Raw genomic sequence first — 14,706 nt, 5'->3', positions numbered from 1 at the left:
GGATCTGATATCCCGCAGCGCGACGCTTTTCCTTCCCTATTCGCTACTCCCTATTCGTTATTCGCTGAGCTCACATCGCTTCGACGCACATCGCCACGCCCATGCCGCCGCCGATGCACAGCGTCGCCAGGCCCTTCTTGGCGCCGCGGCGGCGCATCTCGAAGACCAGCGTGTTGAAGACGCGGGCGCCGGAAGCGCCGATCGGATGGCCGATGGCAATCGCCCCGCCATTGACGTTGACGATCGAGGGATCCCAGCCCATGCCCTTGTTGACGGCGCAGGCCTGCGCGGCGAAGGCCTCGTTGGCTTCGACGAGATCGAGGTCCTTGACCGACCAGCCGGCCTTCTCCAGTGCTCGCTTCGAAGCGGGGATCGGGCCGGTGCCCATGATCGCCGGATCGACGCCGGCGGTCGCCCAGGAAGCGATGCGCACCAGCGGGGTGATGCCGCGCCGGGCAGCCTCTGCCTCGGTCATCAGGAGCGCGCCGGCGGCGCCGTCATTGATGCCGGAGGCGTTGGCGGCGGTGACCGTGCCGTCCTTGTCGAAAGCGGGCTTCAGCTTGGTCATGGCGTCTAGCGTCGCGCCAAGGCGGATATACTCGTCCTGGTCGACGATGGTGTCGCCCTTCTTACCCTTGATGGTGAAAGCGACGATCTCGTCCTTGAACCTGCCGGCCTTCTGCGCGGCCTCCGCCTTGTTCTGCGAGGCTAAAGCGAATTCGTCCTGGGCTTCGCGGGTGATCTGGAACTGGCGGGCGACGTTCTCGGCCGTGTTGCCCATGTGGTAGCCGTTGAAGGCATCCCACAAGCCGTCCTTGATCATGGTGTCGATCATCTTGTAGTCGCCCATCTTGACGCCGGCACGCAGATGCTCGGCATGCGGCGACATCGACATCGATTCCTGGCCACCGGCGATGATCACCTTGGCGTCGCCGGTGGCGATCTGCTGCATGCCGAGCGCGATCGCGCGCAGGCCAGAGCCGCAAACCTGGTTGAGGCCCCAGGCGGTGGTCTCCTTCGGCAGGCCGGCATTGATCGAGGCCTGGCGGGCCGGGTTCTGCCCTTGAGCGGCGGTCAGCACCTGGCCGAGGATGACCTCGTCGACTTCCGCCGCCTCGACGCTCGCCCGCGCGAGCAATTCCTTGATCACCACGGCGCCGAGCTCATGCGCCGGCGTGGCGGCGAAACTGCCGTTGAAGGAGCCGACCGCGGTGCGGGCGGCGCTGGCGACAACGATGGCATTGGAAGCGGACATTTTCTTCTCCAGACTTCGAGGTGTCGTATTTTCAGGATCGCTTTAGGACTTCTTGCCCGTTCGAAACCCCAAGTCAAACCGGAAATGGGCATGGCCGCCATGCGCGGCAAGCACAGCGCGTACCGGTTGCGGTAACATGACGTTGACCGCGCGGCGGATTTTGTCGTGGCCATGCAGCATTAATTGATGCCGCACTGCACAAACCGCTTGGAATTGTGACGCTTTTGCGCATATCCTCGCCAAAGGGCACAATCGTTACCGGCCGCCTACTGTGCGCGCGCCGGTATCCTGGGGAGGATACGGATGGCCGCGAAAGACGACCCGATCGTCATCAAGAAATATGCCAATCGCCGGCTCTACAATACCGGCACAAGCACCTATGTGACGCTCGAGGACTTGGCCGAGATGGTCAAGAAGGGCGAGGAGTTCACGGTGCAGGATGCCAAGACCGGCGACGACATCACGCATCCGGTGCTGACGCAGATCATCTTCGAGCTGGAGAACAAGGAAGGGCAGAACATGCTGCCGATCCCGTTCCTGCGCCAGCTCATCGCCTTTTATGGCGACCAGATGCAGATGATCGTGCCGAGCTTCCTCGAACAGTCGATGATCGCCTTCTCCAAGGAGCAGGAGCGGTTTCGGGAGCAGCTGAAGGGCACCTTCGGCAAGACGCCGATCGACATGATGAAGACGCCGATCAAGGCGCTCGAGGAACAGACGCGACGCAACGTCGAGATGTTCCAGAACGCCATGCGCATGTTCACGCCGTTCCCGTCCGCCGGCGGGAATTCCGCGGCGCCGGCCGAGCCGCCGAAGAAGGAAACGGCCGAGAAGGGCGACGATCTGCAGGAATTGAAAGCGCAGATCGCGGCGATGCAGCGCAAGCTTGACACGATGTCCTGATCGGGTGCGCCGCAGTTTGGCGGCGGTCGGAACGCTTGTGGTTAGCCGTAGAGGCCCGTCCCTTCGTCATCCTCGGGCTTGACCCCGAGGATCCATGACGTGACCGTTGCCGGAGAACGTATCGGTGCAGAATTCTGAACCGCCGCAGCACGTTGATGTGACGGCATGGATTCCAGGGCCTGCGCGCGTCGCTTCGCTCCTTGCTCCGCCCTGGAATGACGATTTGAGACGCGTTTCGGCTAATCCCAGTCGTCTGCGCTAGAGCCGCTCCCTCTAGGCCCGTCATAACGGGCGCGTGGCCTGATCGGCCTGTTGCTGGTCACCTGCTCGATGGCATGCGCCGTCCAGCCGACGCTGCGGCCGAGCGCGAACAGGCGAAACGGTGCGTCGGCGGGCAGGCGCAGGCTGCGCGTCATGGCGGCCAGAGCGAAATCGATGTTGGGATGCAGGCCGGTCGCGGCAAGAACGGCTTTGCGCAGCCGCAACAGCCCGTCATCGATCGTGAAATCGGAGAACAGGGCCTCGGCGCGCGGGTCGCCTTCCGGATAGAGCGGATGGCCGAAGGCTGGCAGCGGCCGGTCATGGGCGAGCCAGCGGGCGATCGCCGCATCGGGACCCAGCCGTTCCGCATCCTCGACAAGCGCGATCGCCGCCGCACCGGCTCCGCCGTGACGCGGGCCGATAAGCGTCGCCAAGCCGGCAAGCAGGCAGGCGGCGACCGGCGCGCCGGTGGAGGCCGCGACGCGGGCGGCAAAGGTCGAGGCGTTGAGCTCGTGATCGGCAAGCAGCACCAGCGCCTTGCGGATGAGATCGGCGCCCGCCGCCTCTACCGACCAGCCCTGCGCCAGTCTTGCGTGCACGGGTTCGGAACCCGGCGTCGCGCCGAGCGCCATGGCCAGCGCGCTGGTGGCGGCGGCGCCGTCCTGCTGCAGCATGGCCGACCTGCAGCCGAGCGAAGGCCAGCCTTCGGCCGCGAGCGCCGAGAGCCAGGAGAATGCCGTTGGCGTGCCGCTTTGCCGAGCGGCTGAAGGGGTCAGCGACGCGAACGACACCGGAAGATCCGCGGCCCATAACAGGGCGGCCGTTTCCTCAAGTGTCGCCGCCGCCGAAAACGCCACCGCATCCTTGCCGCGATAGACGAGGCGGCCATGCAGAACCGTCGAGATGGAAGTGGCGATCGCCGGTTCGCCCCAGGCGATGGCGCTTTCGGCGATCGCCTGCGGGCTCCTTCCACGCTCGCGGCGGGTGGCGAGCGCGGCAATGTCGTCGGCGCGGTACTGGCTGCGGCGGGGGTCGGTGTCGTCCGGCTTCATGCCGATGCGGCCGCGGCTGACATAGGCATAGAGCGTCTGCGGCCGGACGTTCAGCCGCTCCAGCGCTTGCTCCCGCGTCAGCCATTCCGTCATCCGCCGCCTTACATTGATTATATTGATCAAGATTGATGCATTGATTGCGCACCATTATTTGCAATGCACAAAAGGTCAAGGAGACGATCATGGCAAATGGGCTCGATGATGTTGTGGCGGCCGATACGGTGCTTTCCGATGTCGACGGCGCGGGTGGGCATCTCACCATCCGGGGCCATTCGCTGATGGAGCTCACCGGCCGCTGGCACCATGCGCAAGTGGTCCGGCTGCTGTTCGACGGCTTCTTCGATGGCCTTCCAAGCGATACCGGACTGGAGAAGGCGATCGGCAGGGCGCGCACCGAGGTGTTCGACCTTGTGCAGCCGATGCTTACCCAGCTTGCGCCGCTCGACATCTACAGCGGCATGAGGGCCGGCATCGCCATGCTGCCGGACGGCGGCGAGCTTGACGATGCGCAGCGGCTGATCGCGGCGCCGGCGGTGCTGACGCCGGCGTTGCTGCGCCTTGGCCGGGGCGAGACGCCGATCGCTCCCGACGAAAAGGCCGATCATGCCGGCGATATGCTGCGGATGCTCTGCGGCACCGCCTCGCCGGCGCTTGCCGGGGCGCTGGACAGCTATCTGGTGACGGTCTGCGACCATGGGCTCAATGCCTCGACCTTCGCGACCCGCGTGGTGGCGTCGACGCAAGCCGGACTGACCTCCGCGATCCTGGCCGGGCTCGGCGCGCTGAAAGGCCCGCTGCACGGCGGCGCGCCGGGGCCGGTGATCGAGATGCTGGACGCCATCGAGGCGAGCGGCGATGCCGCCGCCTGGCTCAGCGGCGAGATCGCGCATGGCGGGCGCATCATGGGTTTCGGCCACCGCATCTACCGTGTGCGCGATCCGCGCGCCGACGCGCTGAAGGCGGTCGTGCGGCAGCTCGGGTCCGGCAACGCGAAGAGTGGTGGCGAAACGGGCAGGCGGCTGGCCTTCGCCGAGACGGTCGAACAGGCAGCGCTCGAAGTGCTCAAACTCGCCAAGCCGCAGCGCTCGATCCAGACCAATGTCGAATTCTACACCGCGCTTCTGCTAGAAGCGGTCGGCTTCCCGAAAGAGGCATTCTCCAGCGTCTTTGCCGCCGGCCGCGTCGCCGGCTGGATCGCGCATGCGCGTGAGCAGCAGGCGACCGGACGGCTGATCAGGCCGCAGTCGCGCTATGTCGGGCCGGTGCCCGATCTCGTCGCCTGACGACGCCGGCACAGTTCCATCAAGCTCTTCGCGTTCCGGCGCGGGGAGCTTTTTTCATGACCGAAATTTCACCCGATCACGCTTGTGTGTCCGTGTTCTTGCCTTGGTTCGTCCTTATATGCTGCACTGCAACATAGACAGGCCGAAGGCTGACCCACGCAATGACGCAGGGGCAAGCCGACGCATCAGGATAGGAACGCCATGGCGAAGAACGGCAAGGCGGAGGAAAAGAAGAAGATCAACGTAGCCCTCCAGGGCGGCGGCTCGCATGGCGCCTTTTCCTGGGGCGTGCTCGACCGTCTGCTGGAAGATGGGCGGCTGGAGATCGCGGCCGTGTCCGGCACCAGCGCAGGTGCCATGAACGCGGTGGCGCTCGCCGACGGCTTCGTGCGCGGCGGAATCGAGGGCGCGCGCCGAAAGCTCGACCATTTGTGGCGGGCGGTGGCCTCGAAGGGCCGTTTCAGCCCGGTGCAGCGCATGCCCTGGGACGTCGCCTGGGGCAACTGGTCGATCGAGAACACGCCCGGCTACGTCTTCTTCGACACGATGTCGCGGGTGTTTTCGCCCTATGTCGCCAATCCGCTCGGCCTCAATCCGCTGCGCGACGTGGTGGAGAAGGAGATCGACTTCAAAAACGTGCGCGCCTGCAAGTCGATGGAGCTGTTCATCTCGGCGACCAATGTCGAGACCGGACAGCTGCGCGTCTTCTCCGACGGCGAGATCGACCTCGACACGGTGATGGCCTCGGCCTGCCTGCCGCAGTTGTTCCAGGCGGTCGAGATCAAGGGCGTGCCCTATTGGGATGGCGGCTATGGCGGCAATCCGGCGCTCTTTCCTTTCTTCAAGACGGCGGCGACCGAGGACGTGCTTCTGGTGCAGATCAATCCCGTGGTGCGCGAAGGCACACCGAAAAGCGCCAACGAGATCCAGAACCGCATCGACGAGATCACCTTCAACGCCGGGCTGCTGCGCGAATTCCGCTCGATCGCCTTCGTCAAGGAACTGATCGCGGCCGAACGCCTGCCGCATGGCGAATATCGCGACATCCGCATGCACCGCATCGATGCCGACGAGGCGTTCAAGGACCTCTCGGCGTCGTCCAAGGTCAATGCCGAATGGGCCTTTATCGCCTATCTGCGCGACCTTGGCCGAAGTGCGGCCAGCGACTGGCTGGAGGAGAATTACGACGCCGTCGGCAGCCAAGCGACGCTCGACCTGTCGGGCGAACTCGACGACGGCTTCAAGCCGGTGCGCGGCCCGGCGCCGGGCCGCCGCGTCAAGGAATTCCTGGCCGCGCGGCTGAACCCGGAAGCAACACGTCGCCGCGCTTAGACCGCTTCCTCACGCCTCACATGCATTTTAGCTTGCGCTAAACCTTCCCTCGCGGAACCGGCGATGCGCTGGATTCGCCCACGCCGGGCGAGTAGCTTACCTGGACGTAAAGGGGAGGTAGCGATGCTGCAGACCGGACAGAACGCTCTCGGGGTCAGGTTTGAAGCGCAGTGCAGGGCCTTCGAGAAGGAGCCGTTCCCGACGCTGGACGTGCGCAGGGACCGGCTGAACCGCCTGCTGGCGCTCACCGAAAAGCACGAGGCCGAGATCTGCGCGGCGATCGACAGTGATTTTTCCGCCCGCTCGGCACAGGAAACGCGGCTTGCCGAATTGTTCGTCGTGCGCGCCGGCATCAGGCATGCGCTGTCGCATCTGCGCGGCTGGATGCGTGAGCGCGGCATCGTCACCAGCCTGCCGTTTCTGCCCGGCCGCAACCGCCTGTTGCCGCAGCCGCTCGGCGTCGTCGGCATCGTGTCGCCCTGGAACTATCCTTTCCAGCTTGCCGTCGCGCCGGCGACCGCGGCACTCGCGGCAGGCAACCGCGTGCTGCTCAAGCCGTCCGAGCTGACGCCGAAGTTTTCGGACTTGCTCGCCAGCCTCGTGGAGAAATATTTCGCCGCCGACGAGGTGAGCGTAATGGTCGGCGACGCCGAGGTCGGCAAGGCGTTCGTGTCCCTGCCTTTCGACCACCTCCTGTTCACCGGCTCGACCGCTGTCGGCCGCCAGGTGGCGCTGGCCGCCGCCGCCAATCTGACGCCGGTGACGCTCGAGCTTGGCGGCAAGTCGCCGGCGATCTTCGACCCGTCCTGCGATCTCGACGCGGCGGTCGCCAGCGTCGCCTATGGCAAGCTGCTCAATGCCGGCCAGACCTGCATCGCGCCGGACTATCTCATGGTCCCCCAAGGCCAGGGCACAGCGATTGTAGCGAAGTTCGCCGTCGCCATGGCGAAGCTCTATCCGCGCCTGAAGGACAATCCCGACTATACTGCGATCGTCAGCGAGCGGCATCATCGGCGGCTGAACGACATGGTCGCCGAGGCGCGCGACAGCGGCGCCGAAATCACCGAGGTCAATCCTGGGAACGAGAAGCTGGGGGTCACCGACCGCAAGATGGCGCCCGTGCTGGTCCGCAATGCCGGTGAGAATCTGCGGCTTATGCGCGAGGAGATTTTCGGGCCGGTGCTGCCGATCGTCGAATATGGCACGGTGGCCGAGGCCGTCGATCATGTGAACCGGGGCGAGCGTCCGCTGGCGCTCTACTGGTTCGGCAGCGATAGCGCCAATCGCCAAAGGGTAATGCAGGAAACCGTCGCCGGCGGCGTCACGGTCAATGACTGCATGATGCATCTGGTGCAGGAGCGGCAGCCCTTCGGCGGCGTCGGCGACAGCGGCATGGGGGCCTATCACGGCGAATGGGGTTTTCGTACTTTCAGCAAGGAAAAGCCGATCTTCATCCAGTCGAAGCTCAGCGCCGGCGGCCTGCTCCGCCCGCCCTATGGCAGGACCTTCGAGCGGATCTTCCGGTTGCTGAAGCTCATCACTTGACAGCTTCAGCCCCAACAGGGCAGGGCGGAACCGCGCTCCAATCAGGCAATCGCCGTCGCGTATGGAAGATTTTTGCATCATCCTGACGGCTGCTGCCAGTAACCTCGGGGAAATCTGGGAAAAACTGTCGGCGCGCCAGCAAAAGCGGCAGCCGGCTGGCGGAAAAGCCGGTATTTGTCGAGGTAATGCATTCCACGGCGCAATGCTCTCGTAACTTTTCTGACTATATTGCGCCGCAACTTTAAGGTAGAAGCGCGCTTTCGCCGATCACGGCAAATTGAACTAGGCCCCGCGCACACCCATATCGGCCGCGCGCCCGAAGTCGGAGGCGCCGACCTCGCCAGGTCCTGCAACGGAAAAATGACGATGCCGAAAATCAGGTTTCACAAGCTTGCAGCCATCGCTGTGCTCATCGGATTCGCGGCCTGGATGGGAACGGGCGCGTTTTCGTCCGTCGGCAGCGCCGCCGACAAGCACGCTGACGCCGGCAAGCCGGCGCAAGCTGACGCCGGGAAGCCGGGAGCCGCGAAGCCGAACACGGTGCAGGCCGAGCCCAAGGCCGCGCCGCGTACCGTCGCGGTGGTGACGCCGCCGCGCAAGACCTATGCACGCGCCATCCGCATCTCCGGCCTGACCGAGGCCGACAAACGCGCCGTGCTGGCGACGCGAGTCGCCGGCGTCATCGAAAAGCTGCCGGTCAAGCAGGGCGATCACGTCAAGACCGGCGACCTGGTGCTGATGCTCGCGGCCGAGGAAAAGATCTCGATGGTCGACAACGCCAAGCAGCTTGTCGTGCAACGCAAGGCCGAACTCGATGCCGCAGAGCGGCTGGCCAAGACCGGCAACCTGCCGAAACTGCAGCTCGATACCGCTCGCTCCAATCTGACCCTGGCGCAATCCCAGCTGGATACCGCGCAGGCCGAACTCGACCGCAACGAGGTCAAGGCGCCGTTCGACGGCGTGATCGACCGCATTCCGGTGGAGCTCGGCAGCTCGGTGATGCAGGGCGGCGAGGTGGCGACGATCCTCAAGCTCGATCCGGTGATCGCTCGCGGCGAGATCAGCGAGCGCGACCTGCGCTATGTCAAGATCGGCGACGAAGCCGATGTGCGTCTCGTCAACGACCAGAAGGTCACCGGCACCGTTCGCTACATCAGCCGCGATGCCTCTTCGCAGACCCGCACCTTCCGCGTCGAGGTGGCGATACCCAATGGCGACGGCTCGATTCCCGCCGGCATGACGGCCGAGATCGCGCTCAGCGCCGAGCCGACCAATGCGGTCATGCTGCCGCGCTCGGTGGTGACGCTGGGCGACAAGGGCGACCTCGGCATCCGCGCCGTCCGCAAGGACGGCAAGGTGGCGTTCTTCCCGATCGACCTGGTCGACGACACGCCGCACGGCCTGGTGCTCGGCGGCATCCCGCAAGACGCGCGCATCATCGTCGCCGGCCAGGAGCTGGTGAAGGAAGGCGACCTGGTGAAGCCCGTCGAGGCCGACCAGGCGACCATCAACAAGCTGATCGGCGAAGCCACCGCCGGCACGCAATAAAGCACGACGCGCCTTTGCCGGGCCCCGCCCGGCGGCCAGTTCGCAGCCCGAAAATAACAGGCCGAAGTCATGGATATCGTCAGACTCGCCATCAACAACGCCCGCCTCACAATATCGGCGTTGATGTTCCTGCTGGTCGCAGGCTGGGTCGCCTATCAATCGACACCAAAGGAAGCGGAGCCCGACGTTCCGATCCCGATGATGTATGTCAGCCTGATCTATCAGGGCATCTCGCCGGAGGATTCCGAGCGCCTGCTGCTGAGGCCGATGGAGAGCAAACTCAAGAGCCTCAAGGGGCTCAAGGAAATGCGCTCGGCCGCCTTCCAGGGCGGCGGCTATGTGCTGGTCGAATTCCAGCCGCAGACCGACCTCGCGACGGCGCTGCAGGATACGCGCAGCAAGGTGCAGGACGCCAAGGCGGATCTGCCCCAGGCGGCCGAGGAGCCGACGGTCAACGAGGTCAACGTCTCGGAATTCCCGGTCCTCGTCGTCACGCTTTCAGGCGATGTGCCTGAGCGCGTGCTGACTTCCGCCGCGCGCGAACTGCGCGACCGCATCGAGGAAGTGCCGGGCGTTTTGGAGGGCTCGCTGCAGGGGGCGCGCGACGACCTCGTCGAGGTCGTGATCGATCCGGTGAAGCTCTCCTCCTACGGGCTGCAGCTCGACCAGGTGATCCAGGGCGTCGCTTCCTCCAACAGCTTGGTCGCGGCCGGCAATCTCGAAGGCTCGGAGGGCAAATACGCGGTCAAGGTGCCGTCGCTGATCGTGACGCCGGAGGACGTCGCCAACCTGCCGGTGGTCGCCACGCCGAATGCCGTGGTGCAGGCCAAGGACGTCGCCACCATCCGCTCCACCTTCAAGGACGCCGAGACGGTCACCCGCCTCGACGGCAGGCCGGCCATCGCCATCGAAGTGAAGAAGCGCATCGGCGCCAATCTGATCGACACGCTGACCCATGTCAGGCAGGTGTCCGACACCTTCATCAAGACGATGCCGGAAGGCATGCACGTCACCTACACGCAGGACAAGTCGGTCTTCGTGAACCAGTTGCTGGGCGACCTGCAGAACCATGTGATGATCGCGGTCATCCTGGTGTTCATCGTCATCCTCTATGCGCTGTCGGGCCGGGCCTCGCTGCTTATCGGGCTTGCCATCCCGTCGTCGTTCCTGATGGGCATCCTGCTGCTTGCCATGATGGGCTACACGATCAACATGATCGTGCTGTTCAGCCTCATCCTGGCCGTCGGCATGCTGGTGGACGACGCCATCATCGTCACCGAATTCGCGGAACGGCGCATGAGCGAGGGCATGCCGAAGGCGGACGCCTTCGCTCTGGCCGCCAAGCGCATGGCCGGCCCGGTCATCGCGGCAACGATGACGCGTATCGCCGCCTTCTCACCGCTGCTGTTCTGGCCCGGCATCATCGGCGACTTCATGAAGTATATGCCGATCACGCTGATCGTGACGCTGTCGGCCTCGATGCTCTACGCGCTGGTCTTCGCGCCGACGCTGGGCGCCATCTTCGCCAAGGCGCCCAAGCATCACGAGGAGGATCATCGCGACGGCTGGTACATGGGGCTGGTCAAGCAGGCGGTGCGCTTCCCGGTCACCGTCATCCTGCTCACCGTCGCCCTTCTGGTCGGCGTCGGCTTCGCCTATTCGAAATATGGCGCGGGCGTCGAGTTCTTCCCCAGCGTCGAACCGGATTACGGCCTGCTCTATGTGCATGCCCGCGGCAATCTTTCGCTTGCCGAAATGGACGTGGCGACGAAGACGGCGGAAAACCGTCTGCTCGGCTGGCCGGGCGTGAAGTCGGTCTATACGCGCGTCGGCAAGACGCAAGGCGGCGGCCAGGACATCCCCGAAGACGTCGTCGGCGTGATCCAGTACGAGTTCGTCGACTGGCGCGAGCGCAAATCGGCCAATCAGATCCTCGACGATCTGCGCGCGGTGATGGCGGGCATTCCCGGCGTCGATGTCGAGGTGCGCGTGCCGGAAGCCGGGCCGCCGACCGGCAAGCCGATCCAGATCAGGCTGTCGGCCGCCGACCCGGCCGGGCTCGACGATAAGGCGCGCGCGGTGGCGGCGCGGATCGCCAAGGTGCCCAACGTCATCGACATTTCCGACGGCCTGCCGCCGCCCGGCGTCGACTGGGCGCTCGAGGTGGACCGCGCCAAGGCGGCGCAATACGGCATCAGCCCGACGTCGGTCGGTACCGTGGTGCAATTGGTTACCAACGGGCTCAAGCTGTCGGAATACCGGCCGGCCGGAGCCGACAAGGCGGTCGACATCCGGCTCCGCCTGCCCGAAGACCGGCGCACGCTATCGACGCTCGATGAGCTCCGCGTGCAGACCTCGCAAGGGTCGGTGCCGATCTCGAACTTCGTCGTGCGCAAGCCCGAGCCGACCGTCGGCATCCTGAACCGCATCGACGGCGCGCGCACCGTTGTCGTGCAGGCCAATGTCAACGCCGGCGCGCAGGTCGCGGCGGTGCAGGAGCAGGTCACCAAGGCCGTCGCCGATATGGATCTCGGCAGCGGCATCCGCTGGAAGCTGGCCGGCTCCAACGAGGATAGCGCGGAGGCCAGCGCCTTCCTCGGCAAGGCCTTCGGCGCGGCGCTCTTCCTGATCTTCCTGGTGCTGCTGGCGCAGTTCAACAAGTTCACCAGCGTGTGGCTTGTCCTGTCCTGCGTGGTCATGGCGACGATCGGCGTGTTCCTCGGATTGCTTCTGACGGGCGAGGCTTTCGGCATCGTCATGTCGGGCATCGGCGTGATCGCGCTCGCCGGCGTGGTGGTGAACAACAACATCGTGCTCATCGACACCTATGACCGGCTGCGCGAGGAGGGCTGGGACAAGATGGAGGCGGTGCTGCAGACCTGTCGCGAGCGCGCCCGGCCGGTGGTGCTGACGGCGGTGTCGGCCATCCTCGGCGTGCTGCCGATCGCTTTCGGCCTCGGCCTGGAAATCTTCCATCACGAGACGACGATCAACGCTCCATCGACGCAGTGGTGGATTTCGCTGTCCTCGGCGATCGTCTTCGGCCTGTCCTTCGCTACGCTGCTGACGCTGGTGGTGACGCCGTCGATGCTGATGGTGTTCACCCGCGCCAAGGTGAAGCCCGGCGCGCGGCGCAGCCTGTTCAGCCGCCTGTTCCGTCGCGGCAAGGGCAAGGTAGCGATCGACGAACCGGCCAACGAGGCCGGCGCCGAGCCGGCGGTCGCCTTCCCGAAAGCCGCGGAATAGGGCGCTTTTCGAAGCCCGACGACAAAAGCCGCCCGGAACAACCGGGCGGCTTTTTCATTGTCCTCTCATATTCAACCATATGGCGAGGGCCTTTCATGACGATCGGCACAATTCTCGTAATCATCCTGGTCCTGATCCTGATCGGCGCCGTGCCGGCATGGCCGCATTCGCGCGCCTGGGGCTACGGCCCGTCGGGGATCGTTGGCGTAATTCTGGTCATTCTGCTGATTATGTTGCTGTTGGGCCGAATTTGATCCTCAACCATCCATGGCCGGGCCTCGAGGCCCGACCGTTTCAGTTCGGTGCGTTCGATCAGGCGGCCTGGCGCGCAGGCTCCGCGGCAATACCGATATCCTGCAGCGCCTCCTTCACCGCCTGGTCGAGCGGGGTGTGGGGGATTTTGCCGATGACCTCCTCCAGCCGCGTCGAGACCAGCCGGTGCGCCTCGAAGCGCAGATAGGACATCGAGACGATCTCGCGCCACATGGCCACGAACGGGCTGCCGGCGCGCAGCACCCACCAGGGCATGAAGCTGAGCTTCAGCTTGCGTCCCAGCGCCTTCTCGGCCGCGGCCTTCATGTCGAGGTCGGTGATGGCGTGGCCGCGAAAATTGATGGCCTCGTAGAAGCCGAGCTTGTCGAGGTTGCGCGCCAAGCCGACGAAGCCGACGGCGAAGTCCGGCAGGTAGGCCCATTCATGGGTAAGGTCGGCCGGGCCGGGCGCGGTGTAGACGCCCTTCTCCATCTTGGCGGCGACGACGAGGTCGAACCAGGAGCCGCTGCCGGTGCCGCCGAAGAAATCGCCCGCACGGAGGACAATGGTGCGGACCCGGCCGGCTTCGGCCTCGCCGCGGAACAGGTCTTCCATGGCGCAGCGGATGCGGCCCTTTTCGGTGGTCGGATGGAACGGCGTCTCTTCTGTGATCACCTGCGGCATCGGCGAGCCGTAATTGTAGACCGTGCCCGGGAAGAGATGCAGCGTGTTGTTCGCGCGGCAGGCGGCCATGACGTTCTCGGCCATCGGCAGGCACTTGCCCCAGTCGGTGTAGATCGGGTTCAGGCCATTGAAGATGATGTCGACGCCTTCTGTGGCGCGGATCAGGGAGGCGCGGTCCAGTGCGTCGCCGGCAACCGCCGTGGCGCCCTTGAGTTCCGCCGGTACCTTGCCGGTGCGGGTGACGGCGCGGACGTCGAAGCCGGCGTCGATGAAAGCCTTGCCAACCACCCGGCCGAGCCGGCCATTGGCACCGAGGATGGCGATCTTGGTCATTTGTTCTCTCCGTTGTCTGTGTTTGCCCGGCTAATCTGATGCCTTCACGGGCGAATTGAAATTGACTTAGATCGGCGCTCTATTATTCAAAAATGAATGAAAGAATTCGACTGGAACCTGATCAAGAGCTTCGTCGCGGTCGCCGAGACCGGCAGCCTTTCGGCGGCAGCGCGCAGGCTTGCTGCCAGCCAGCCGACGCTCGGCCGCCATATTGCCGAACTGGAGCAGGCGCTCGGCGTCATCCTGTTCCGGCGCGGGCGGCGCGGCTATGAACTGACGGAAGCCGGCAGCACGCTCTACGAGCGCGGTCGGGCGGTCGGCGAGCAAGCCAATGCCTTTTCGCTGCTGGCGCTGAGTTCGGTCGAAGCGATCGAGGGCACGGTGCGCATTGCAGCCTCAGAGGTGGTCGCCGCCTTTGTGTTGCCGGACATGATGTCCCGGCTTGGCGAGGAAGAGCCGGGCATCGAGGTGGAGGTCGTCGCCTCCAATCAGGTCGAGAACCTGCTGCGCCGCGATGCCGACATCGCCATCCGCATGGTCAGGCCGGCGCAGAACGAACTGGTGGCGCGCAAGGTCACCGATATTCCACTCTGCCTATGTGCGGCCAGCACCTATCTCGGCCGGCGCGGCCGTCCCGAGAAACCCGCCGACCTTGCCGATCACGCTTTGGTCGGCTTCGACCGCAGCGACGAGATCATTCGCGGCTTCACCTCGTTCGGCATTCCGGTCGGCCGCAGCCACTTCCGCTTCAGGACCGACAACCAGATCGTGCTGTGGGAGGCGGTGCGGACCGGCAACGGCATCGGCATCGGCCAGGAGCCGCTGGCCGATGCCGATCCGGATCTGGAGAAGCTGTTTCCGGAGGTACCTCTGCCCAACCTGCCGGTCTGGCTCGCCATGCATCGCGATGTGCGCACCAGCATGCGCATCCGCCGGGTGGCGGATTTCCTGCATGAGGAGTTGAAGCGCTACTCCGCTGGCGCCGGCTAGAGCATGATGCCGAAAAGTGTGA

General features: G+C 65.1%; 11 protein-coding genes. 8 read left to right on the top strand and 3 right to left on the bottom strand.

The genetic code is table 11. The features are described 5' to 3' along the window. Positions 1-70 precede the first annotated feature (70 nt). Entirely contained in the window at positions 71-1,255 is a 1,185-nt protein-coding gene (locus RFM68_RS02305) for an acetyl-CoA C-acetyltransferase (RefSeq protein WP_320231016.1), read from the bottom strand. Positions 1,256-1,558: 303 nt separating this feature from the next. On the opposite strand from RFM68_RS02305, the gene phaR reads away from it, so the two are divergent. Further along, complete coding sequence (gene phaR, locus RFM68_RS02300) at positions 1,559-2,158, top strand: polyhydroxyalkanoate synthesis repressor PhaR (RefSeq protein WP_320231015.1); 600 nt, start codon at positions 1,559-1,561, stop codon at positions 2,156-2,158. Between the two features lie 239 nt (positions 2,159-2,397). Here phaR and RFM68_RS02295 read toward each other — a convergent pair whose 3' ends face one another. Further along, entirely contained in the window at positions 2,398-3,564 is a 1,167-nt protein-coding gene (locus tag RFM68_RS02295) for a citrate synthase (RefSeq protein ID WP_320231014.1), read from the bottom strand. Positions 3,565-3,653: 89 nt separating this feature from the next. Here RFM68_RS02295 and RFM68_RS02290 point away from each other — a divergent pair, with 89 nt between their 5' ends. The 6 genes from RFM68_RS02290 (at position 3,654) to RFM68_RS02265 (ending at position 12,679) form a co-directional block, all read left to right on the top strand. Further along, positions 3,654-4,754 carry a citrate synthase/methylcitrate synthase gene (locus tag RFM68_RS02290; protein WP_320231013.1) on the top strand — a complete coding sequence of 367 codons (1,101 nt, stop codon included), beginning with the start codon at positions 3,654-3,656 and terminating at the stop codon, positions 4,752-4,754. A 201-nt stretch (positions 4,755-4,955) separates the two neighbouring features. Next, complete coding sequence (locus RFM68_RS02285; RefSeq protein ID WP_320231012.1) at positions 4,956-6,086, top strand: patatin-like phospholipase family protein; 1,131 nt, start codon at positions 4,956-4,958, stop codon at positions 6,084-6,086. A gap of 123 nt (positions 6,087-6,209) precedes the next feature. Continuing rightward, a complete protein-coding gene (locus RFM68_RS02280) occupies positions 6,210-7,631 on the top strand; it encodes a coniferyl aldehyde dehydrogenase (RefSeq protein ID WP_320231011.1) in 1,422 nt (473 codons plus the stop codon). Positions 7,632-7,997: 366 nt separating this feature from the next. Further along, positions 7,998-9,179 carry an efflux RND transporter periplasmic adaptor subunit gene (locus tag RFM68_RS02275; protein WP_320231010.1) on the top strand — a complete coding sequence of 394 codons (1,182 nt, stop codon included), beginning with the start codon at positions 7,998-8,000 and terminating at the stop codon, positions 9,177-9,179. Positions 9,180-9,248: 69 nt separating this feature from the next. Continuing rightward, a complete protein-coding gene (locus tag RFM68_RS02270) occupies positions 9,249-12,425 on the top strand; it encodes an efflux RND transporter permease subunit (RefSeq protein ID WP_320231009.1) in 3,177 nt (1,058 codons plus the stop codon). Between the two features lie 95 nt (positions 12,426-12,520). Then, on the top strand, positions 12,521-12,679 hold the full coding sequence (locus tag RFM68_RS02265; RefSeq protein WP_320231008.1) for a DUF3309 family protein: 159 nt from the start codon (positions 12,521-12,523) through the stop codon (positions 12,677-12,679). Between the two features lie 58 nt (positions 12,680-12,737). Here RFM68_RS02265 and RFM68_RS02260 read toward each other — a convergent pair whose 3' ends face one another. After that, entirely contained in the window at positions 12,738-13,694 is a 957-nt protein-coding gene (locus RFM68_RS02260) for an SDR family oxidoreductase (protein WP_320231007.1), read from the bottom strand. 96 nt (positions 13,695-13,790) lie between these two features. Between RFM68_RS02260 and RFM68_RS02255 the strand changes: the two genes are divergently transcribed. Further along, positions 13,791-14,684: a LysR family transcriptional regulator gene (locus RFM68_RS02255; RefSeq protein WP_320231006.1), complete on the top strand. Its 894-nt coding sequence runs from the start codon at positions 13,791-13,793 to the stop codon at positions 14,682-14,684. The last annotated feature ends 22 nt before the right edge of the window (positions 14,685-14,706 follow it).

The sequence above is a fragment of the Mesorhizobium montanum genome, assembly GCF_033977145.1.
Taxonomy (GTDB): Bacteria; Pseudomonadota; Alphaproteobacteria; order Rhizobiales; family Rhizobiaceae; genus Mesorhizobium; species Mesorhizobium montanum.
The sequence above is the reverse complement of the archived record's forward strand: the minus strand, read 5'-3'. Positions and strand labels throughout refer to the sequence as shown.